Genomic DNA, 22877 nt, shown 5'->3' with positions numbered 1-22877 from the left:
GGCTGAACGTCCTGAGAAAGAAGGAGAGCCGCGTGATCGAAACGGTCGGCAAGCAAAGCGCTCTGAGCCTCCGCCGCCTTCTGGCGCGGCACATGGCGCGCACGGCGGGGAAGACGGTGATGTCTCCCGAAAATCCGCGCCAGATCGCCCGCAAACGTATGGATGCGGGTGCGGACCGGTTGCCCACCCCTGATGATGTGCGCGTCGAGAAGACGGAGATTTCAGGGCTTTCAGCGCTGACCTTCACGCCGGACGAGCATCGTCCGGGACTGCTTCTGTTCCTGCATGGCGGCGGGTATTGCCTGGGCTCCGCCAAGAGCCACAAACCCCTCGTCACGCGTCTCGCAAAGGGCCTGCGCATCAAGGCGGTCTCTGTCGATTATCGCCTGGCCCCCGAGCATGTCTTTCCCTGCGCCGTCGATGACGGGGCCGCAGCGCTGAACTGGGCGATGGCTCACAGCGACGGTCCGGTTCTGATCGCAGGCGACAGTGCGGGCGGCGGTCTGGCGCTGGCCAGCCTGTTGCGCCAGCGTGAACAGGGACGCTCCCTGCCCCAGGGCGTCTATCTGATCTCGCCCTGGACCGACCTCACAGCCAGCGGGGACAGCGCCCGGACACGCGCGAACGCCGATCCCATGCTGAAGCCGGACTGGCTGGCGGCCGGGGCCCAGCTCTATCTGGAAGACACTCCGGCGAGCACGCCGGAAGCCTCACCGCTGTTTGCCGATCTCACAGGCCTGCCTCCCATGTTCATCCAGACCGGGGACGATGAGATCCTGCGTGACGATTCCATCCGCTTCGCCGAGAAGCTGGAGCAGGCGGGCGTGCCGGTTCATTGCGAAATCTGGAAAGCGCTCTGGCACGATTTCCCGCTCTTCGCTCCGCTTCTGCCAGAAGCGGACCTGGCGCTGGAGCGCCTGAAAACCTGGGCCGAGCCCATCCTGTCAGCGGACTAGCGCGGCTCGAGCGCGAAGGCGTCCCGATCCTGCCCGGATACGGCCAGTGCATACCGGCTGGCCGGACCGGCCCAGTTATTGACGATGATCCCGTCCGCACTCTTGTACCAAGACGGGCATTCGCCCGCCCAGACCGTGCCTTCAAGGCGTTTCTGGAGACGGGCGTTGAACATCGCCTGCGCCTCGGGTCGGACTTCCAGACTTTTCCCGCCCTCTTCCAGCAGGCGCACGACCTGCCTGCGGACATACTCTGTCTGGCGTTCGATCATGAAGATGATCGAGTTGTGACCCAGATTGGTGTTCGGCCCATACAGGGTGAACAGGTTCGGAAATCCGGTCATCGCCACCCCCTTATAGGCGGCCGGGCTGTCGCCCCAGACCTCCTTGAGGCTCTTGCCGCCACGCCCTCTGACCTCCAGGCTGGGCAGGAACTCGCTCGCCTTGAAGCCGGTCGCGAGGATGATGAGATCCGCGCTGATGCGCTCTCCCGCGCCGGTTTCGACCCCGCCAGACGTGAGGCGCTGCACGCCGTCCGTAATCAGTCGCACATGAGGCTGGTTCAGGGTCGCAAAGAAATCATTGGACAGCAGGATGCGTTTGCAGCCCGGCGCATAATCGGGCAGCACCTGGTCCAGAAGCGCCTCGTCCTTCACTTCGGCCTTGATGCGCCGGGTGAGGCGATGGCGGGTATAGGCCGTGGCGAGCCCCCCCGACCGGAAGGCCGGCCAGCGGGTCTCATGGAGGAGAAAACTCCCCATGCGATAAAGCCAGTGATAGCCCGGCATGTGCCGGAACAGCCATTTCTCCACGCCTGTGAAGGCGCGGTCCGGCTTGGGAATGATCCAGTTCGGCGTGCGCTGGAACACGGTCAGCTCAGACGCCGCCTTCGCCGCATGGGGCAGGACCTGGATCGCACTCGCCGCGCTCCCGATCATCGCGACCCGTTTGTCCGCCATGTCGATGTCCGGCGTCCATTCAGCGGTATGAACAATACGGCCCTGATAGCCTTCCTGGCCCTCAAGGACCGGAGAGAAGGGCTCGGAAAGCTGCCCCACCGCGCTGATCACGATGCGCGCTTGGAGTCGGGCGCCATCTTCAAGACCGACTCGCCAGACGCCGCCGCTCTCATCATAGATCAGTTCACGGACCGAACGGCCGTAATGGATATGCGGATCCAGTCCGAATTTTTTGCTGGCGCGTTCGAAATAGGCCTTGATCTCGGACTGGGGCGCGAATTTCCGGCTCCATTCCGGATTGGGAAAGAAGGAGTAGGAATACAGATGGCTCGGCACATCACAGGCTGCGCCGGGATAGGCGTTGGCCCGCCACACCCCGCCCGCCCCCTCGGCGCGCTCGGCAATGATGAAGTCCTCAACACCTGCTCGCTTGAGCTGGCGCCCCATGGCGAGGCCGGACATGCCGGCCCCGATAATGAGAACATCTGTCCGGGCAGGCAGGTCAGATGTCGTCATGGCCTTCGGCATACATCGCATCCACCAGCGCCTGATTGCGCGAGATCACCACATTGCGCCGCACTTTCAGGGTTGGCGTCAGCTCGCCGGTCTCAACGCTCAGAGGCGCGTCCAGCACCCGGAACTTGCGAATGTTCTCCACGCGCGCATAGCGCCGGTTCATCGCATCGACAGCGGCCTGGAGCTCATCGTGAAGCGCCTGGCTCTGCCGGGCCTCCTCCACGCTCTGGCCATGCTTGCGGGCGAACTCGGCCAGCGCGTCTGCGCTCAGGGTCACAAGCGCGCTGAGATACGGGCGAGCGTCGCCCACCACCACCGCATGCTCCACGAGGGGCGCATTCATCAGGTCGGTCTCGAGATTGGCCGGCGTGATGTTCTTGCCGCCCGAGGTGATGATGATGTCCTTGATCCGGCCCGTGATGAAGACGAAGCCGTCCTCATCGATCCGCACCACATCGCCGGTCTTCATCCAGCCATCACGGGTGAAGGTGTTCTCGGTGGCCTCGTTATTGTTCATGTAGCCGACAAAGACGTTCGGACCGCGCACCTGCAGTTCGCCCTCCTCGGAGACGCGCGCCTCCATGCCGTCGATCATCTTGCCGACGGAACCGATCCGCATCATGCCAGGCATGCTGAATGCGGTCGGGGCGCTGGTTTCCGACTGGCCATAGCCCTCGCAGATCAGAAGATCGAGACCGGTGAAGAACCACAGCACTTCTGGGCTGATCGGGGCGGCGCCCGAGATCAGAAGCCGGGAATCGTCCAGACCCAGAGCCGCCTGCACCTTCTTGATCACCAGCGCATTGGCGAGGGGTTTCTGCAAGGACAGGAGCGGGTTGGGAGATCGGCCATCAAGCTTGGCTTCATGCCATCGACGGTTCACGCCCATGGCCCATTTTGCGAGCTTCGCCTTGATCCCGGTCGCCTCGGCCAGACGGCCGCGAATGGTTTCGGACATCTTCTCCCAGACCCGCGGCACCCCGAAGAACACGTTCGGGCGGCAGGCCTGAAGATCATCGGCGAGGGTTTCCATGGACTGGGCGAAATGCATGATCGCCCCGCTCATCACATGGTTGTGCACGCTCGACTGCTGTTCGGCCACATGGGCGATCGGCAGATAGGACAGCGTGCGGTCGCCGGGCTGGGCCTTGAACATCTCGCTGAGCTTGGCCGCGCTCCATGAGATATTGCCATGGCTGAGCATGACCGCCTTGGGCGGGCCGGTGGTGCCGGATGTATAGATCAGGGAGCCGATGCGGGTCTCGTTGATCGCCTTCATCCGCTCACTGACGGCATCCTGATGCTCTTCAACGCCCAGCGCCATGAATTGCGCCCAGCTCAGCACGTCGGGATGGTCGCCCGCCCCGCCTTCCATGACGATGATGTGTTCGAGCTCGGGACATTCAGCGCGCAACTCCAGCGCCTGCTCCACATGTTCTGCGGTCTCCACCAGAAGCACGGGCGCCTTGGAGTGTTGCAGGATATAGGCGACTTCGGGCGGCGCACTGGTCCAGTACACGCCGGCTGGGCGACCGCCCGCCATCATCGCCGCGATCGCCGTTATCGTCCATTCGGGGCGGTTATAGCCCAGAATGGCGACGGTCTCGTCTTCCTCGAACCCCAGCGCGATCAGGGCGCGGGCGGCAGTCCGGACCTGCTCGGCGTACTCCGCCCAGCTCGTATAGGCCCACCCCTCGCCCAGCCGCACGGCATAGGCGGGATCCGAGCCACGGGTCTCGGCCTTTTCCAGCAAGCGGGCTGGCGTGGACGGATACCAGTTCTCCGCCCCTATGCGGGGCAAATCACTCGCGCGCGCCTCCATGCGTCTCCTCCCTGTAAAACATGTCAGGCATGCGCGGTCTCCGCCGCGTTCAGGCCCATGATCTCGCGCGCCTCTTGCGGCGACGCGATCTCACGCCCGGCGTTGCGGGCGCATTGCGCCAGAGCCTCGATCAAGGCTCCGTTGCCCGTGGCGCGTTCGCCATCAGGCAGATAGAAGGTATCCTCAAGTCCGGTGCGAAGCATACCGCCTAAATCGGCGGTGGCCTGATGAACCGGCCAGATTTCCTGACGCCCGATCAGGGTCGTCTGCCAGGGATCGCCCGCGCGCTTGTAGTTGAGCAGCAATTTCAACAGCTCGGCGTCCACCGGCATGCCCGAGGCCACGCCCATCACGAAATTGTAATGCGCGGACGGGGCCATGCCGTTCTCGATATACATGTTCACACAGCGCACGATGCCGACGTCAAAACACTCGAACTCCGGGTGCGCGCCGACTTCGGCCATGGCGTCGAGCATCGCCTGGACCTTCTCGACCGGATTGTCGAACATCATGGGCGGCCAGGCCCAGGACCCGTCCCGCTTGAGCTTGAGATAGTTCAGAGAGCCGGCATTGCAGGCGGCGATCTCGGGTTTCACCCGCTTCACGCAGGCCGCAGGGCCGGACACGTCCGGGCCGACAATCCCCGTGGTGGAATTGATGATCACGCCCGGACAGGCGTCGCGGATCGCATCGATCAGGCTGGCGGCCACGTCCGGATCCCAGCTGGGGAAATGGCCGTGATCCTCGTCCTGCATGCGATAGTGAACGTGCATGACGCTGGCGCCGGCGTCGAACGCCTCTTTCGCGCTGGCGGCCATCTGTTCAGGGGTAACCGGGACCGGATGGGTCTTGGGATTGGTCAGCACGCCATTGAGCGCGCATGTCAGAACGGCCTTATCCATCAGTCTGCTCCTGTGAGTTGAGCGTCAGCTCGATCAGCACCGCGCCGTTCGCGGCCTGTGCGCCGGCTTGCGCGTTCACCAGGGCGATTTCGCCATCGGCTGCAGCGCTCAGGCGCATTTCCATTTTCATCGCTTCCATGACGACCAGCACATCGCCCGCCTTCACCCGGTCGCCGGGTTTGACATTCACCGCCACCACGGCGCCGGACACGGGCGCGGTGATCTTGGAGGGATCAGACGCCGCGTCCGCGCCCCAGGGCGAGGCCTCGGCTATGACGCGGATCTGATCGCCCAGCGCAATATGAAGGCTGCCGTCTGCAGCACGCGCCACATGGGCGCGTTGATCCACGCCATTCAGTCGGAACGCGATCTCGCCGGGCGCATCCTCCTCAAGGAGTTGAACCTGACAGGGCGTCTCTTCACCCGCGACAGAGACCGAGACCGCATCAGGACCCGTCTGTTCAACACGCACCGTCACCGCATCGCCATTGACGATCAGCGACAGATCAAACTGGCTGACAGAGCCCGACCGGATCACCCCTGCCGGGGCCGCAGCCAGGAGCGCGGCGGCCAGCGCGACGGCATCATGACCCAGACCCGGCTTCGCAAACGGGCCCGACGCCTCTTCCGCCCACTGATCGAGATCGGCGGTGCAAATCGCGCCGGTGCGGAAAGCCTGGCCATCCACCAGCGCCAACAGGAAGTCGCGATTGGTCGTCACGCCCAGCAGCGGATCGTTTTTCAAGGCGGCGCGCAGGGAGGCGATGGCCTCATCCCGGTTGGCGCCCGTGCCGATCACCTTGGACACCATCGCATCGTAATCGGTCCCGATCCGGTCGCCGGTCTCAACCCCTGAATCCACGCGCCCGCCCGCGCTTGAGACCTCGCCGTCATAGGCGAGGATCAGGCCTGATTGCGGCGCAAAACCGTTGAAGGGGTCTTCGGCGTATAGCCGCGCCTCGATGGCCCAACCCTCAATGGTCACATCCGACTGGCTCAGCGGCAGCGGCGCGCCGGACGCGATCTCGAACTGCCATTGCACAAGATTGGTTCCGGTCACTTCTTCGGTCACCGGATGCTCGACCTGAAGCCGGGTATTCATTTCGAGGAAGTAGTAATCGCCACTCTCATCGAGCAGGAATTCCACCGTCCCCGCGCCCACATAGCCGACAGCCTTCGCCGCTGCGACGGCGTCCGCGCCCATGGTCTCGCGCAGCTCGGGGTTCACTGCCGGAGACGGCGCTTCCTCGATCACCTTCTGGCGACGACGCTGGGCCGAGCAATCGCGCTCACCCAGATGAATTGTATTGCCCTCGACATCCGCGAAGACCTGAATCTCCACATGGCGACCGCGCTCGACGAATTTCTCGATCAGCACGGCGTCATCGCCAAAAGCCGATTTCGCTTCGCGACGGGCCGAGGCCAGCGCCTCGTCAAACTCGCCTGCGCTGCGGACAATCCGCATGCCGCGACCGCCACCGCCCGCCACCGCCTTGATCAGGAGCGGATAACCCACCTTGTCGGCTTCGGCCTTGAGGTTGGCGTCTGTCTGGTCATCCCCCTGCCAGCCCGGCAGGGTGGGCACGCCCGCCTTGATCATCAATTCCTTGGCGCGCGCCTTGTCGCCCATGGCGTCGATGGCGTCAGGCGGCGGACCAATCCAGACCAGACCCGCCTCGATCACGGCGCGCGCAAAACCGGCGTTTTCCGACAGGAAGCCATAGCCGGGATGGATCGCCTCGGCGCCGGTTTTCTTCGCTGCGTCCAGCACAGCATCGATATCGAGATAGCTCTCGCTCGCCAGCGCCGGGCCGATGCAGACCGCCATATCCGCCTGACGCACATGCAGGGCGTTGGCGTCCGCTTCGGAATAGACGGCGATCGCCGTACGCCCGGAATCGCGCGCTTCGTTCAGCACACGGACAGCGATCTCGCCGCGGTTGGCGACCAGCACGCTGGAGAAAGACTTCGCGGTCATGCTCACCCCTCCTCGGCCCAGCGGGCGGGACGTTTTTCAAGGAAAGCCGTCATGCCTTCCGCGCCTTCCTGGGACCGCGCCGCCCTGGCGAAGGCCATGGCGGCGTCCTTCACAAGGCTCGCCGGCGCTTCCAGCCGCGCCCGGCGCATCAGCGCCTTGGTCGCCGCGATCGCGTTGGGCGCGCCCTTGCGAATCTGGGCGAGCTCGGCTTCCAGCGCAGCATCGAGCGCGCCAGTCTCATGCACCGCATGCACCAGCCCGACCTTGAGCGCTGCAGCGGCGTCAAGCTTGCCGCCCGTGACCGTCAGGCGACGCGCTTCGGAGTAGCCCAACCGCTCCACCAGGAAGGGCGCAATCTGGGCCGGGACGATCCCAAGCCCGGTTTCGGGCAGACGGAACAGCGCCGTTTCGGACGCCAGCACCACATCGGCCACGCAGGCGAGGCCGAACCCGCCGCCCATCACCGCGCCCTCGACCACCGCCACCACGGGCAGGCCGGTATTGGCATAGGCGACGCAAAGCTCGCCAAAGCGCGCATTGACCGCCGCAATCGGGTCATGTCCGTCCGTGACGGGCTGGCCCTGGGCCGCACCCATATCCTTGATATCGCCGCCCGAGCAGAAATGCCCGCCCGCCCCGCGCAGGACGATGGCGCGATCCCCCGCCTGTTCGGCATCGGCCAGGGCCGCGATCAGCTCGTCCACCATTTCAAGCGACATGGCGTTGCGCAGTTCGGGCCGGTTCAACGTGACATGCAGAACCCGCGCGCGGCGCTCGACCAGAAGGGTGCGAGGCGCAGACATGCTAGTTGTTGCCTTCGGGCTTGCGGCGCCTGGGCAGCGTGCCTTCAAGCTTGGCGATGATGCCGAGCATGATCTCGTCCGCGCCGCCGCCAATGGAGATCAGGCGGCCATCGCGGAAGGAGCGGCTGACGAGATTGTCAGCCGTATAACCCATGCCGCCCCAGAACTGCAGGCAGCTATCGGACACCTCGCGCGCCAGACGGCCGCATTTGAGCTTGGCCATGGAGGCGAGCTTGGTGATGTCCTTGCCCTCGACGAAATCGTCCACGCAGCGATAGACCAGCGAGCGCAGCAGCTCGACTTCGGTGCGAAGCTCGGCGAGGCGGAAATGGATCGCCTGATTGTCCAGCAGCGGCTGACCGAAGGCGTGACGGTCGCGCGTATACTCGATGGTCAGGTCGATCTGCTTGTCGAGATTCTTCAGAGAGGACGCCGCGCCATAGATGCGCTCTTCCTGGAACTGGAGCATCTGATAGATGAAGCCCGCGCCCTCATCGCCGATGCGATAGCGCTTGGGCACCCGCACATCATCAAAGAAGAGCTGGGCGGTGTCGGACGAATGCATGCCGATCTTGTGGATCTTCTGCTTCTCGATGCCCGGCAGGTCCATCGGCACCATGATCAGCGACTTGCTTTCATGGGGCTTGCCGTCAGACGTGTTCGCCAGAAGGCAGCACCAGTCCGCCTTCAGACCATTGGTGATCCACATCTTGGTGCCGTTGATGATGTAGTCATCGCCATCCGATTTGGCGGTGGTCTTCACCGCCGCCACATCCGACCCGCCGCCCGGCTCTGACACCCCTAGGCAGCCCACCATGTCGCCAGCGATCGCCGGGGCGAGGAATTGCTTGCGCAGCTCATCGGATCCAAAGCGCGCCAGCGCCGGGGTGCACATATCGGTCTGCACGCCGATCGCCATCGGCACGCCGCCGCAATCGATCATCCCCAGCTCTTCGGCGAGGACGAGCGAATAGGTCATGTCGAGCCCTGCGCCGCCATACTCCTCGGGATAGCGCAGACCCAGCAGGCCCAGATCGCCCATCTTCTTGAAGACCTCATGGGAGGGGAACTGATCGGCCGCCTCCCATTCATTCACATACGGATTGATGTCATTGGCGACGAACTTGGCGACCGTGTCGCGAAGCTGTTCGTGGGTCTCGGTGAACTGCATTCTCGTCTCCTCCCGGATCGGGTCGCGGCCTAGAAGCGCGCGACTCCGAAGGTGTTGGGGTTAAGCTGGCGGCCTTCCGCTTCAGCACAGGTGTTCAGGCATTCAATCAGGACGGCGCGGGTGTCCCGCGGGTCGATAATCCCGTCGTCCCAGAGCCGGGCCGTGGCGAACAGCGCCTGGCTCTGCTCATCGAGACTCTGGGTGATCATGGCGGTCATCTGGGCGAGCGCCTCTTCATCGGTCTCGACCCCGGCGCGCGCATTCTTGCCCCGGGTGACGATCTCCATCACCTTGGCGGCTTGCGCGCCGCCCATCACGGCGGTGCGGGCGGTGGGCCAGGCGAAGATGAAGCGCGGATCAAAACCGCGCCCGCACATGCCGTAATTGCCTGCGCCGAAGCTGCCGCCCAGAACGATGGTGATCTTGGGCACGCGGGCATTGGCCACCGCCTGGATCATCTTCGAGCCATGCTTGACCGCGCCTGCGCGTTCAGCCGCCGAGCCCACCATGTAACCGGTGGTGTTCTGCATAAAGATGATCGGCGTGCCGGACTGGTCGCACAGCTGGATGAACTGGCCCGCCTTGGTCGAGCCTTCAGGCTGGATCGGCCCGTTATTGCCGATGATCCCAACGATCTGGCCGCCGATACGCGCGTGCCCGCACACGGTTTCAGAGCCATAGCGCGCCTTGAACTCGAGAAAGTCCGAACCGTCCACGACCCGGGCGATCACATCCTTGACGTCATACGGCGTGCGATCATCGGCGGGCACGACGCCCATCAGCTCTTCGGCGTCATAGAGCGGCGCGTCGCCTGCCCCCGGCGCACGGGCCGGCGACCAGTTGAGCTTGTCCATGATCTCGCGCGCATAGGCGAGCGCCTGGGCGTCATCCTCGGCGACATATTCGCCCAGCCCCGTCACCTCGCCATGCAGATCCGCTCCGCCAAGGCTTTCATCATCGGCGTCTTCACCAATGGCGGCTTTGACGAGCGGCGGGCCCGCGAGGAAGATCTTCGACTTCTCGCGCACCAGCACGACATAGTCGCTCATCCCCGGCAGATAGGCGCCGCCGGCGGTCGAGCTGCCATGCACCACCGCGATCTGGGGAATGCCCGCCGCGCTCAGGCGCGCCTGATTGGCGAAGCTGCGCCCTCCATCCACGAAGATCTCGGCCTGATACAGAAGGTTCGCGCCGCCTGATTCCACAAGGTGGATCATGGGCAGCTTGTTCTCAAGGGCGATTTCCTGCGCCCGCAGGGATTTCCTGAGGCCCATGGGCGCGACCGTGCCGCCCTTGATGGCGCTGTCAGAGGCCGCGATCACGCAGCGCTTGCCCGCAACAACGCCGATTCCGACGACGGCGCCGCCGCCCGACGCGCCGCGACCGCCGTCATCATCATGCATTTTCAGACCCGCCAGAGGCGCGATCTCGAGGAAGGGCGCTCCACGGTCCACCAAGCGCGCCACGCGTTCGCGCGGCAGAAGCTGGCCGCGCTCTTCAAAGCGAGCCTTCTTGGCGGCGGAATTGTTGCGCACCTGCTCTTCGGCCGCACGCACGGCGGCGAGCTTCTCGCTCATAGAGGCGTGGGCGGCCTTGAACTCGTCAGAACCCGGATTGAGGCGATTGGGCAGGACGCTCATATCTCCGCCCCCTCGCCACGCAGAACGGCCGGATCGACCGCACGATGGAAGCCGTTAAAGACCTCCGAATTCTCATGCGGGGTAAGCGGGAAATGGCGCTCGCCCAGAGGCGCGCCGCCATCCACCTGAAGCTGGACGCCGGTAATGAAGGCCGCCCCCGGCGAGAGCAGGAAGGCCACCGCCGCCGACACTTCGGCTTCGGAGCCCATACGCTGGGCGGGCAGGTTCTGCTTGAGCATGGGGATGATGGCGCGGAAAGCGCCGCCATAGGTGTCCATGCCGGAGCTCGCGATCCAGCCCGGCGCCACGGCGTTCACACGCACGCCCTTGGGCGCCCATTCAAAGGCGAGGGTCTTGGTCAGATTCTCCATCCCCGCCCGCGCCGCGCCCGAATGGGCCATGCCCGGCATGCCGTGATGCATGTCTGCGGTGATGTTGACGATGGCGCCGCCATGTTCGGCCATGGACGTCTTGAACACTTCCCGGCTCATCAGGAAACCGCCGGTCAGATTGGTGGCGATCACCGCGTCCCAACCCTTCTTGGAGATATCCTCGGCATTGGCGGGAAACTGCCCGCCCGCATTGTTCACAAGGCCATGGATGCGGCCATGGCGGCTGGCCAAGTCGGCGATGGCCTCCGTGACCGCGTCCTCATCGCGAATATCGAAAGACGCGGTTTCGCACGAACCGCCATCCCCGGCGATTTCCTCCGCCACCGCATCGAGCTTCTCGCGCTTGCGCCCCACCAGAATGGCGTGGGCGCCCAGAGCCGTCAGCTCATGAGCGATGCAGCGACCGATTCCCGAGCCGCCGCCTGTGACGATGATGACCTGTCCCTTGAACAGGTCATCGCGAAACACGCTGTCATAGCGGGCGTGTGTGGCGTTATCGCTCATCGTGCGCCCGTCTCCTCCCTGACTGGTCCGGTCTGTCATCGCCGGTATGAAGGAAGCTTCGCAGGGCTTAACGTATACGTCAAGCGCATCTTGTTTGCGGAAACGCATCGGCGTATGAAGGAGGGAACAAGGACAGGCAGATGACCCAAGCGCCCGATACAAAGACCCCGAACGCCCTTTATGGGATCGCCGAGCTGGCGGACGCCTTCGGCATCACCACGCGGACCATTCGCTTTTATGAAGACAAGGGGCTTCTGAAGCCCCAGCGCGTCGGCGGACAACGGGTCTACACCGAGGCGGACAGAAAGCGCCTGAAGCTGATCCTGCGCGCCAAGACGATCGGCACCAAGCTCAGCGACATCAAGACCTTTCTCGAGCTCTATGGCCAGGAAGGCGAGGGCCGCGTGCGGCAGCTCGAATTCGTCATCAACATGACCGCGCAGGAAATCGAACGGCTGGAAGAGAAGAAGGCCGAAATCGAGACCACGCTCAATGAATTGCGCGTGATCCATGAAGGCTCTAAGGCCCGCCTCGCCAAGCGCCGGGGCGGCGAGGCCTAAGCGGTCCGGTGCACTTTCAGGCTGGATCAGGCGACCTGATTGGCGGCGACGCGCGCCTCTTCCGTTGATGAGCTGATCGCCCGGGTGGCGTCAGCAATGCCTTGCACCGCCGCGTTGACCTGAGCGACGCTCTCGGCGGCCGTATGCATGTTTCGGGAAATGTCCGCCGTCACGGCAGACTGTTCCTCGACGGCGGCGGAGATGGTCGAGGAGATCTGATCCACACGCTCCACCGTGCCTGCGATCTGCTCCATGGCGCTGACCGCGCCGGAGGTCTGGCTCTGAACAGACTGGATCTGCGCGGAAATCTCTTCAGTGGCCTTTGCGGTTTGACCCGCCAGGGTTTTCACCTCGCTGGCGACAACCGCGAATCCCTTGCCCGCCTCGCCGGCGCGAGCCGCTTCGATGGTGGCGTTCAGCGCCAGCAGATTGGTCTGGTCCGCAATACTGGCGATCAACTCTGTGACCTTGGTGATGGCGTCCGTGGTCTCGGCGAGCTGATTGACAAGGTTGGCGGTAGACCGGGCCTGATCGACCGCCGAGCGAGTCACGCTGACAGCCTGTTCAACATTGCGCCCGATCTCGCTGAATGACGCCGCAAGCTCCTCCGCACCAGCCGCTACAGTCTGAACATTGCCGGATGCGCCGTTGGAGGAGTGCGCGGCGCGTTCCGCCTCGGCCTTGGTCTGCTCGACCGCCGAAGCAATCTCGTTCAGCTGGGCCCCGATATCACGCTGCGCCTGCCGGCGCGCCTCGCGCGCCAGGGCGCGGTCAGTGATGTCAGCCGCCAGCTTGATCACGCCGACCGGCTTCCCATTGATATCCAGAACCGGATTATAGGTCGCCTGCAGCCAGAGCGGATCACCGGATTTCTTGAATCTCTCGAATTCACCGCTCTTGAACTCACCCTGACCCAGGGCGTCCCAGAACGCCTTGTATTCCGGGCTCGACACATAATCAGGGTCACAGAACTTGCGATGGTGCGCCCCGACGAGCTCGGAGGCGTAATACCCCGTCACCTTGCAGAAATTGTCGTTCACAGACTTGATCGTGCCGTCCAGCTGAAACTCGATTACGGCCTGTGAGCGATTAACAGCCAGCATCTGGCTTTCAAAATGATAGCGCTCCTGACGAATGGCGGTCATGTCGAGCGCGAGCTTGACGACCCGCGTCACCTTTCCGCTGGAGTCCTTGATCGGGATATACCCGGCCGCCAGCCAGACGCAGTCGCCAGAGCGGGTCTGCCGCACCGCCTCACCGGTCCAGCCCTCGCCCTGGGCCAGCGCCTGCCAGAACAAGGCGTAATCGGGACTATCCGCCTCACCCTCACACATGAACATGCGGTGATGCGCGCCAAGGATCTCGCTCTGCGCGTATCCCATGACTTTGCAGAACGCATCATTCGCCGAGAGAATTCGACCATCAGGCGTGAATTCGATCACGGCGAAATTCGCCAGCACGGCCGACTCGAAATACGACTCCTGCTTGCCAAACATGCGCATCTGCAACCCCTCAAACCCGAACCGGCTTCAAGCGTTGACGTTCGCGCTCTCGCATTAAGAGTCTCTTACAGATGTTGTCTTCGCGCCGAGATGGAATGCGGCCAAATACCTGACTTTTAGTTGTTTTTCAGACCCGCCCTTCCGCTGCAACAGACGACCTAGGCGCGCTCCGTCTCTCGACGCGTCAGCCAGCGCACCAGAGGCGCCGGCGAAAACCGCATCAGCCAGATCGCCCGGCGCATGGCGGCGCCGGTGATCACCTCCTCAGCGCCCCGATCGATCCCCTTGAGGATATCGGACGCGACTTCAGCCGCCGTGGTCGCCGTAAAGCTGGAAAAGGTTCGCACCCCGTCCATGGCGGCGCGATCCTTGAAGGGCGTGTCTGACACGGCAGACGGACAGACCGTCATCACCCGCACAGGGCTGCCGGCCGCCCTGAGCTCCTGGCTCAGGGCCAGCGAGTAATGGCGGACAAAGGCCTTGGTCGCGGCATAGACGGCAAGCCCGGGCGTGGGCACGTAGGCGGAATTGGACGCCACATTGACGATCAGCCCGCCACCGGCATCCTCCATAAGCGGCAGGAAAGCGCGCGCCATGGCGTGAAGGGCGCGCGCATTGACGTCGATCATGGCCTGTTCGGCCTCAACGGTCAGGTCCCGGGACGAGCCGTAAACGCCGAAACCGGCATTGTTGACCAGAAGATCAATCCCGCCTTCGCCCTGCACCCATTGCACGATCCGGGCGACAGAGTGCGTCTCGGCCAGATCCAGGGCGCGCCCTTCAATCTCGGCATCAGGAAAGCGCTTGAGCAAACCCTCTCGGGAGCGAATGATTTCACCCTCATCCAGCGACACCCAGAACAGGCGATAGCCGCGTTCGAGCAGGCGCTCGGACAAGGCAAGGCCAATCCCGCTCGACCCGCCTGAAATCAGGGCGCGCCTGCTCATTGCACGGCCTCGGGCATGGCGTAGGCGTCAACGCCGTCCCGTTCGAGCCCGGCCACCCAGAGCATCCCCTGCCAGGGCGTCACGGTGGTGACGCCGAAGGGCGCGTCATCCGGCCCATAGAGCACGCGCTGAGGCTCGCCCGCGGCATCCACCGCCATCCCCATCACCGGACGCGGCGGGAGGGGCGGCAGACCGGCGAGCTGGATCCAGCGCCAGGCGAGACGCTTGAGGAAGGGATTGGGGTGGAGCCCCTCGATCTGGGGCGAGCGTTGCGACGGAAGCGCAATCCAGATGAGCCCCGTCTCCTCGTCGAAGGCGAGATTGTCCGGATAGCCCGGCAAGCCGTCGATCAGCACCTCATAGGCGCCCGTTTCCGGATCAAGCGCAATCACGCGCCCCGCCCAGGTCTCATTGACATAGACCCGACCCGTCTCCGGGTCATGATCAACGCCATTGATGAAGCCGAACCCTTCAGCGAGCACCGTGAACTCACCGGGGCCGGTGACCTTGTAGATCACGCCCGTCTGCTCACCTTCCAGTAGCGAGGTCATGTATTCGCCATAGCCATAGCGGCGCGAGGCGTCGGTCAGGATGACGCCGCCATCTTCCAGAACCGTCAGATCATCGGTGAACACCAGCGGCCCGCCCTCGCTCTCATCAGCCAGCCAGGTCTCGAACGCGCCTTCATCATTCAGGCGCAGCAATCCCTTGAGGGCGTCCGCGACGAACAGCGCGCCATCCGGACCGAAGGACAGCCCCAGCGGGCGGCCGCTGGTGTTGGCGAATTCGGACCAGCCGCCTTCGGCCTCTCGCACCATGATGCGGCCATCAGCAAGGCTTGCGTAAAGCCGTCCGTCCGGGCCGGGTTCGAGATCCTCAGCCCCATGCAGATCGGGGATTTCCCGACGCACAGGCTGGGCCACCTCCTCATAGAGCGCCATGAGGTCAGCATCAGGCGGCGTGGGATTGAACGGTTGTGCGTCCAGCGCGCCCGGCCCATAGGCGGCAAGGCCCAGAATGATCAGAAGGGCGGCCAGACCGCCCAGTGTCCAGCGCAGCATCGCGCCCTCCCCTGATGTGTTTTTCTTTCACCTTGGGGGAGACGCGCGGAACGGGCAAGCGGCTTCAGGTGACCGCCTTGCGGGCGAGGAATTCAGGCCTGTCCCAGGCGCGCGTCCCGATCACATCGGCCAGCGCCTCGGCGGCCTCAAACACCTCGACATAGGAATTGTAAAGGGGGTTGAAGCCAAACCGCATCAGATCCGGCGCGCGGAAATCGCCGGCAATCCCGCGCGCAATCAGCGCCTGAACAATGGCGTAGCCCTGCTCATGGCGCAGCACCACATGGCCGCCGCGACGCTGCCCCTTGCCCGGACAGGCATGCTCGAGGCCCAGCGCTTCGGCCTTCTCCAGCAGGATATCGCCCAGCGCGATGGCCTTGGCTTCCACCAGCGCCATGTCCACGCCGTCATAGGCGCTCACCGCGCCATCAAGGGCGGACAGGGCGAGAATGGAGGGCGAGCTGGTGCGCCAGCGCACAATGGTGTCGTCGGGTTCGTAGGCGTCTTCAAAGCCGAAGGGGCGCTTGTGCCCCAGCCAGCCCGACACCGGATGTTCGAGCGTTTTGATCTGATCTTCAGCGCAATACAGAAACGCCGGCGCGCCCGGCCCGCCCGACAGGAATTTATAGCCGCATCCCACGGCATAGCGCGCGCCCCAGGCCTTGAGCTTGAGGTCGACCAGCCCCGTGGCGTGGCTGAGATCCCAGATGATGTTGAGACCGCGCGCCCTGGCTTCGCGCTCATAGCCTTCGAAATCCGCGATCTCGGCGGACTTGTAGTGCACGGCGGACTTGATGAAGACCGTCACGCCCTCGGGCAGGTCCTTGGGGCGCGTATTCGCCGCCACGCGATGCATGGGTGCGCCCGTGATTTTGGCGATTCCCTCCATCACATGGTTGTCGGTGGGGAACTCACCCGCTTCCGCCGCAATCGCGCCGCCATCGCGCGCCAACAATGCGGTCGCCAGCTTGAAGAGGTTGATCGTGACCGTATCGACCGCGATCACCTCTTCGGGATCAACACCGACAAGCCGGGCGAGTTTGGCGCCCAGGGTCAGCGGCAAGTCCATCCAGCCCGCATCGTTCCACGAGCGGATCAGCCCCTTCGCCCATTCGGTTTCAGAGGCTTCCCGCAAACGCGCGAGCGCCGCCCTGGGCGGCACGCCCAGCGAATTGCCATCAAGATAGATCTCGCCTTCGGGCAGTGCGAACAGATCGCGTTTGTCCTTGAGCGGATCGGTCCGGTCCAGCGCCTCGCAGGCCTCGCGCGTCAGCATAAAAGTCCCCCTTACAGCGGACCACGCTCGGTGATGCCGCCATCCACGACGAATTTCTGGCCCGTCATATAGCTTGATGCGTCGCTGGCGAGGAAGTGGATCGCAGCGGCCATGTCTTCAGGCTGGCCGACGCGCTTGATGGAGAAATTGCGGTTCATCATGTCGGCAAGGTTCGGATCGGAGGTGAGCGCCGAGGCGAGCTTGGTCTCGGTCAGGCCCGGACAGAGCGCGTTCACGCGCACGCCCAGATGTCCGCATTCCTGCGCCAGCACCTGGGTGAGGGAGATCACCGCAGCCTTGGAGATGGAATACGCGCCCTGGAAATAGCCCGGCCGCATGCCGTTGATCGAGGCGACATTGATGATCGAGCCCTTGCCCTGATCCTTCATAAAGGTGTTGATCGCCAGATTGGACAGGAAGAACGGGCCTTTGACATTCACGTCGAACGTCTTGTCCCAGGCGTCCTCGGGCGTGTCCTTGGCTTCACCGAAATAGGGGCTGGTCGCGCCATTGTTCACCAGCACGTCGAGCCGGCCTTCATGCTGCTTGATGCTGGCCATCGCCGCTTCGCGATGCTCGGCCTCGCCCAGATGCAGCACCATGGCGCGCGCCTTGCCGCCCTCGGCCTTGATCTCTTCGGCCACGCGCTCGCAATCGGCGATCTTGCGGCTCGAGCAGATCACCATCGCGCCATTGCGCGCCATGCGCTTGGCGGCGGCTTCGCCAATACCGCGGCTGGCCCCGGCGACGAGAACCACACGGCCTTCCAGCGACAGGTCTTTCTCGGACATGATTTCCTCCCGTTCACGTCACTTAATGCGTTAAGCGGCACGTTAGCGTTGGACGATGGCGATGGCGAGGGGGCGCCTGCAACGAAAAAGGGAGGCGTTTCCGCCTCCCTCCTTGAACGCTTACTCGGCGTCGTTCAGACCCAGCCGTTCGGCCAAGTCCAGCTCCGGCGCCGGCGGTTCGCCGCCTTCGCCCATCAGGTAGTGGGTCATCCAGCGCTGCACGCGCAGACCGTAGTCATACTGGGCGGCGGCGCGGCGATTGCCGTGGCCTTCGCCCGGATAGGTGACGAGCCGAACCGGCGCGTCCGAGGTCTGCTTCATGATGCGATAGAGGATGAAGGACTGGCTGGTGTCCACCCGCGTATCCGCCTCGCCATGCAGGATCAGCGTCGGCGTGGTCGACCCCGGCGCATGATAGGTCGGGCTGTGCTCGAGATAGTTCATCCAGTCCGCCCAGGGCGGCTGCATGAAGTGCACATCCACCATCTCGATCGGAATTTCCGTCGTGCCGTAAAAGCTGATCAGATCGGTCAGCGCCACGAAGGGGGCGGCGGCGGCGAAATGCTCGCTAGCCACGGTCGCAGCCCAGGCCGACGCAAAGCCGCCATAGGAGCCGCCGGTGATGCCGACGCGGTCCGCGTCCACGATTCCGGCCTCTGACAGCGCGCCGATCGCGTCCACCAGATCCCAGAACTCCTCGCCCGGCGCATCCAGATGATCAAGCTTGGCGAAGCGCTCACCGCGGCCGGTCGAACCGCGATAGTTGGGATAGAACACCGCAAAGCCCTGACCCGCGCCGATATGGCCGAGATTGGAATAGCCGTTCACCCAGCCATTGCTGTCATGGGCTTCGGGGCCGCCATGCACGGTCATGATCATCGGCCACCCGCCCTGGGGCGCGTCGCCCTGCGGGGTCACCAGAACGCCCTCGATCCGCTCGCCGTCACGGGCTTCAAATTCGAACACGCGCTGATCACCCCAGGCGATATTGGCGAGTTGCGGATTGTGATCGGTCCACTGGCTCAGACGACGGCGGTCGCCCACGAACAGTTCGCGCGGATGGGTGGCGGCATGGATGGTCGTCGCCAGCACACGATCATCGCGATCATAATCCATGGCAGAGATCACGCCCGCCTCGGTCGGGGTGCGACGCTCTTCGCGGCCATTGATATTGTATTCGACCAGCGCCGTGCCCGTGCCCACGCTGGCGACGGTCAGAATGGAATCGCGGTCGATCCAGGCAAGCTGGCTCACATGCTGCTCGGCGTCGCGCGCAAGGGCGCGGAACTCGCCACTCGCCGCATCCGCCACATGCAGGGTCCCGGCGGTCGGGTCGGCGCGATCCGCCGCCGCGATGAAGGCCAGGCGCGCACTGTCTGGCGAGAACGCCGCCATGCCGATCTTGCCCTCGGTCTCGATCGTGGAGACGACCGAGCCATTCGCAGCGTTCACCACATGCCACTGGCGCTCCATCAGGGAGTCATCTACCAGCGTGGTCGGCGCCAGCGCCACGGCCAGACGCGAGCCATCCTCGCTCAGCACCAGCGATGAGGCATGACCAGGCAGATCAAAACGCACCGGCTCGGCGTCCGTGTCGGACAGATCCGCGCGCCAGACATGGGAGAACACGTCATTCTCCTCATACACATTGGCCATGAAGCCGCGATCGCGCAGCTCGGACTGAACCGGATCCGCCTTGTCGCGGGCGATGAAGAAGAGGGTCTCCCCATCGGGCGCGATCACATAGGACTGGATCGAGGCGTCATGGGCGAAGATGCGCCGCGCCTGACCACCATCCACCGGGATTTCATAGAGCGCCGAGCCTGTATCGCCATCGCGGCGGGTCAGATAGGTCAGCCCGTCGCCCTGCGGCGACCAGTGCGCGCCGCTGATATAGCTCTCATCGCTGACATACAGACGCGCCGCATCGGGGCCGGAGGCCACATACAGCTCGGCCCTGGGCGCGCCATCCTCTTCACCCGCCACCACATTGCGCGGCACGGACAGCGTGAAGGCGACCTGCTCGCCATCGGGCGAAATGTCGACGCCGGACACCTGTCGGATTTCGAAGAGGTCTTCCAGCGTCAGAGGCTCTTGCGCGAAAGACGGCGCGCCAAGCGCGACCGCTGCAGCAACCCCCAGAGCGCCTGTGAACAGTGGACGGTTCATGACGATACTCCTTGGTGAACTCGCAGCAGACTATAGACGCGCTCACCGCTCCGTCGAGGCGAAGTCGGCAGGGACAGCGGTCACGCATGCTGCGCCTGAAAGCGCCAGCATGCTGCAATTCCTAATGAAGTCTTATTCGCGGGTCGGCGCCTTGGAAAACTCGGCGTACTTGTTCTTTTTCTCGCGCACGTCCTCGGCGCCCTCGATCACAACCACCGCCTCACCCTTGGGCGGATCGGACAGGCGCGCTTCCAGCTCGGACAGCGTTCCGCGCCAGACCCGCTCGAACCGCTTGGTCAATTCCAGCGACAGAGCGGCCCGGCGATCGCCCAGAACCTCACGCGCATCCGCCAGCGTTTCGGACAGTCTTTGCGGGCTTTCCATCAGGATCAGGCTGGCGGGCAGGCTGGCATAGGTCTCGAACAGCGCCTTGCGCTTGCCGGACTTGCGTGGCGGAAAGCCGATGAAGGTGAAACGGTCGGTGGGTAAACCCGAAATCGACAACGCCATGATGACAGACGACACGCCTGGCGCGGCGCTGACCTCAAGACCGGCCTCGATCACCGCCTGCACGACGCGATAGCCGGGATCGGAAATGGCGGGCGTGCCCGCATCGCTGACCAGCGCCACGGTCGCGCCATCGGAGATCAGCTTGACGATCCCAGCCGCGCTCGCCTGTTCGTTATGGTCATGACAGGCGATCAGTCGCTTGTCGGTGATCCCGCCCTGATCCAGGAGACGCCGCGTGACGCGCGTATCCTCGCAGGCAATGGCGTCCGCATCACGCAGAACATCCCAGGCGCGCGGGGTGATATCGCCCAAATTCCCGATGGGCGTTGTCACCAGCACCAGGCGCGGCCCGGTTTCCGGCGGCGCATCAAGATCAGCGGTCTGTGCGGAATCAGTCATTCAGTCATCCTAGCGCCGTGAGCGTGGGAGAACAGCGCTGCAGACTGCGTCCTACCAGGAGCCCGAGCGCCAGGCGCGCATCAAATCGCTCCAGCTGGCCGTTCCGGACAGTGTCCGCATCACGCCATCCGCCGGCGCCTCGTAGAGCAGCGCATGCAGGCCAGACGCCGCCTGCCTTGGACTGCGCGCGATCATCGCCTCTATCCGCAGGGTCGACAGCCGCGCCGAATGCGGGGGCGGCGGCGGAGCGTAGAGGCTCAGCCCGTAACTCAGTCGCCGCGCCTGGATCTGCGCCCAGCGATGCAGCCGCACCGCCGCCATGCCGGGCGCAAAGCGCAGGCCATAGGCGTCGGCGGGCGCGAGGATCACCCGTCCGCCGCCGCGTCTGAGCGGGCGATAGGCGAGCGGCCAGACCCCCTGAGCGTGGCGCAGCGAATCGGTCGGGACGCCCCACTCCTGCAATCGATCCGTCTGCAAGGCTGCGGGCGGACTGGATGGTGGAGCGAGCGTGAACCGCGCCTGCTCCTGCACCGCATGATCGCGGCTGAGAATCCATTGATCGAGCAGGGGGGCGTCCGCACTGGCGAGCTTGATCCGGACCCGCTCGTCCAGACCGCCATCAAGCGGCGCGGAAACCAGAGTGGACAGCTGCACGCCGCGGCCCGCAGGCAGTCCCACATCCTCGGGCGGACGGGTATCGACCAGCCAGCTGGTGCGGATGACGCCGATGCCGGTATCGACCAGAACCCGGGAGCGCGAGCGCCGGATCTGATCGATCCGCACGCCTGTCTCCAGCACCAATCGTGGTTCAGACGCCATGAGGTCCAGCGCCGCATCCTGGACCGTCTGAGCCGGCACCCGCGCCAGCACCAGCCGGTCGAGTGGGCGATGCAGCACCGCCCCGTTCAGGCTTTCCACCTCGAATCCCGTCAGCCGGCCGGCCTCATAACGGCGCAGCGCATGGCTCGGATATGTCGGAAACACCCATTGTCGCGGATTGGGGCGGATCTCCCGAGGCTCCAGGACCAGCGTGCGCAATCGCCGCCCGGACTGGGCCATGGCCGCCCCCAGCGCCAGTCCGGACAAGCCGGCGCCGAGTATCACAAGATCGAAGCGTTCACTCATGGCGTTCGTGAAATCCGCATGTCATCAAGGCTCTGCAATCTTTGCGCGCCAACGCATTGCGCACACCTTGCTTGGCTCAGTCACATTAACAGGCTTTAATGTAGCGCCGCCGTCCGGTGGCGAACATCTGATGCAAGTACAAGAACAAGACAGGCGATCAAATGGACCTGCCAATGACGAAACGTGCGCAACGCAAGGCCGCGACCCGCGCCGCCGTGTTGCGGGCGGCCCGGGAGGAGTTTCACGCGCAAGGCTATGACCGGGCGAAGATTGTCGACATCGCACGGGCGGCTGATGTGTCTCCGGGCACCGTGCTCAACGCCGCGCCCACAAAAATCGCGTTGCTGTGCGAGGTGATGGCGGACGACTTCGAACGCCTCGGAGAGGAAACCGCTTCCCTGGCCGCCTGCCAGGATGGCGATCTGCCAAGCTGCATCAAGGCTCTGCTGGATCTGCATCTGGCCCGGCATATCGAGGACCTGGAGCTGTTCCGCGCGGCGATCGGGCATAACTGGCTGACCAATGAATCCGACTTCAAGACACTGCATGTCAGTCTGGAAGCGGCCTGGTCGCCAGTGCGCAACCTGCTCAATGGCGCGGCCCAGACGTCCTCGAACGTTCTTCGCGACTGCCCGGACCTGCTGACCGAAAGCCTTCTGGATCTGTATCTGGGCGTGTTGCGCCGTTGCGTCATCCACGCCTGGGACCCCGAGCTGGCCCGCCAGCAGCTGCATCGTCGGCTCGACCTGGTGTTTCACGACTGCCAGAGCCGCGCTGAGCTGCAATAGCGTATAAAAATGCGGCCGGCATGAGGGGCGCCGGCCGCAAAAGGACGCGCTGGTTGATGTCTGACGCCAGCGCAGGGGAGCCTTCTGATTCGAGGGAGCGTCCCGCCGA

Annotated in this window: 19 protein-coding genes; 3 read left to right on the top strand and 16 right to left on the bottom strand. The window is 64.4% G+C overall.

Annotated elements, in window-relative coordinates; all coding sequences use genetic code 11:
• The first annotated feature begins 32 nt into the window (after positions 1-32).
• A complete protein-coding gene (locus OA2633_RS11680) occupies positions 33-956 on the top strand; it encodes an alpha/beta hydrolase (RefSeq protein WP_009802762.1) in 924 nt (307 codons plus the stop codon).
• On the opposite strand, the gene OA2633_RS11675 is transcribed toward OA2633_RS11680, so the two are convergent.
• The 8 genes from OA2633_RS11675 to OA2633_RS11640 are packed head-to-tail and all read right to left on the bottom strand — an operon-like array spanning position 953 to position 11640.
• A complete protein-coding gene (locus OA2633_RS11675) occupies positions 953-2428 on the bottom strand; it encodes an NAD(P)/FAD-dependent oxidoreductase (RefSeq protein WP_162010992.1) in 1476 nt (491 codons plus the stop codon). The two genes, OA2633_RS11680 and OA2633_RS11675, sit on opposite strands and share 4 nt — an antisense overlap.
• Positions 2415-4250, bottom strand: coding sequence for a long-chain fatty acid--CoA ligase (locus OA2633_RS11670; protein ID WP_009802760.1), 1836 nt, complete (start codon positions 4248-4250; stop codon positions 2415-2417). Before OA2633_RS11670 ends, OA2633_RS11675 begins: the two co-directional genes overlap by 14 nt.
• 23 nt (positions 4251-4273) lie before the next feature.
• Positions 4274-5152, bottom strand: a complete 879-nt coding sequence (locus tag OA2633_RS11665; RefSeq protein ID WP_009802759.1) for a 3-keto-5-aminohexanoate cleavage protein — start codon at positions 5150-5152, stop codon at positions 4274-4276.
• Positions 5145-7130 (bottom strand): biotin carboxylase N-terminal domain-containing protein, encoded by a 1986-nt coding sequence (locus OA2633_RS11660; RefSeq protein ID WP_009802758.1) that lies wholly within the window; start codon positions 7128-7130, stop codon positions 5145-5147. Before OA2633_RS11660 ends, OA2633_RS11665 begins: the two co-directional genes overlap by 8 nt.
• A 2-nt stretch (positions 7131-7132) precedes the next feature.
• Positions 7133-7933: an enoyl-CoA hydratase/isomerase family protein gene (locus tag OA2633_RS11655; RefSeq protein WP_009802757.1), complete on the bottom strand. Its 801-nt coding sequence runs from the start codon at positions 7931-7933 to the stop codon at positions 7133-7135.
• Between the two features lies 1 nt (position 7934).
• Positions 7935-9104: an acyl-CoA dehydrogenase family protein gene (locus tag OA2633_RS11650; RefSeq protein WP_009802756.1), complete on the bottom strand. Its 1170-nt coding sequence runs from the start codon at positions 9102-9104 to the stop codon at positions 7935-7937.
• 29 nt (positions 9105-9133) lie between these two features.
• A complete protein-coding gene (locus OA2633_RS11645) occupies positions 9134-10744 on the bottom strand; it encodes an acyl-CoA carboxylase subunit beta (protein ID WP_009802755.1) in 1611 nt (536 codons plus the stop codon).
• Complete coding sequence (locus OA2633_RS11640) at positions 10741-11640, bottom strand: SDR family oxidoreductase (RefSeq protein WP_009802754.1); 900 nt, start codon at positions 11638-11640, stop codon at positions 10741-10743. Before OA2633_RS11640 ends, OA2633_RS11645 begins: the two co-directional genes overlap by 4 nt.
• Before the next feature lie 140 nt (positions 11641-11780).
• On the opposite strand from OA2633_RS11640, the gene OA2633_RS11635 reads away from it, so the two are divergent.
• A complete protein-coding gene (locus OA2633_RS11635) occupies positions 11781-12200 on the top strand; it encodes a MerR family DNA-binding transcriptional regulator (RefSeq protein WP_009802753.1) in 420 nt (139 codons plus the stop codon).
• 26 nt (positions 12201-12226) lie between these two features.
• Here OA2633_RS11635 and OA2633_RS11630 read toward each other — a convergent pair whose 3' ends face one another.
• From OA2633_RS11630 to OA2633_RS11595, 8 genes are all read right to left on the bottom strand, one after another.
• Positions 12227-13702 (bottom strand): PAS domain-containing methyl-accepting chemotaxis protein, encoded by a 1476-nt coding sequence (locus tag OA2633_RS11630; protein ID WP_009802752.1) that lies wholly within the window; start codon positions 13700-13702, stop codon positions 12227-12229.
• A gap of 158 nt (positions 13703-13860) precedes the next feature.
• Positions 13861-14649 (bottom strand): SDR family oxidoreductase, encoded by a 789-nt coding sequence (locus tag OA2633_RS11625; RefSeq protein ID WP_009802751.1) that lies wholly within the window; start codon positions 14647-14649, stop codon positions 13861-13863.
• Complete coding sequence (locus tag OA2633_RS11620; RefSeq protein WP_009802750.1) at positions 14646-15710, bottom strand: SMP-30/gluconolactonase/LRE family protein; 1065 nt, start codon at positions 15708-15710, stop codon at positions 14646-14648. Before OA2633_RS11620 ends, OA2633_RS11625 begins: the two co-directional genes overlap by 4 nt.
• 64 nt (positions 15711-15774) lie before the next feature.
• Entirely contained in the window at positions 15775-16986 is a 1212-nt protein-coding gene (locus tag OA2633_RS11615; RefSeq protein ID WP_009802749.1) for a kynureninase, read from the bottom strand.
• 11 nt (positions 16987-16997) lie between these two features.
• On the bottom strand, positions 16998-17777 hold the full coding sequence (locus OA2633_RS11610; protein WP_009802748.1) for a glucose 1-dehydrogenase: 780 nt from the start codon (positions 17775-17777) through the stop codon (positions 16998-17000).
• Between the two features lie 120 nt (positions 17778-17897).
• Positions 17898-19946, bottom strand: coding sequence for a S9 family peptidase (locus OA2633_RS11605; RefSeq protein ID WP_009802747.1), 2049 nt, complete (start codon positions 19944-19946; stop codon positions 17898-17900).
• 132 nt (positions 19947-20078) lie between these two features.
• On the bottom strand, positions 20079-20855 hold the full coding sequence (rsmI, locus tag OA2633_RS11600; RefSeq protein WP_009802746.1) for a 16S rRNA (cytidine(1402)-2'-O)-methyltransferase: 777 nt from the start codon (positions 20853-20855) through the stop codon (positions 20079-20081).
• Positions 20856-20906: 51 nt separating this feature from the next.
• Entirely contained in the window at positions 20907-21980 is a 1074-nt protein-coding gene (locus OA2633_RS11595; RefSeq protein ID WP_009802745.1) for a hypothetical protein, read from the bottom strand.
• Positions 21981-22153: 173 nt separating this feature from the next.
• Here OA2633_RS11595 and OA2633_RS15525 point away from each other — a divergent pair, with 173 nt between their 5' ends.
• Positions 22154-22768: a TetR/AcrR family transcriptional regulator gene (locus tag OA2633_RS15525; protein WP_009802744.1), complete on the top strand. Its 615-nt coding sequence runs from the start codon at positions 22154-22156 to the stop codon at positions 22766-22768.
• Positions 22769-22877 lie beyond the last annotated feature (109 nt).

Origin of the sequence: Oceanicaulis sp. HTCC2633, from assembly GCF_000152745.1 — a bacterium.
GTDB lineage: Bacteria > Pseudomonadota > Alphaproteobacteria > Caulobacterales > Maricaulaceae > Oceanicaulis.
Note: the sequence above shows the minus strand (reverse complement) of the source record. Positions and strands in the feature narration are given on the sequence as shown.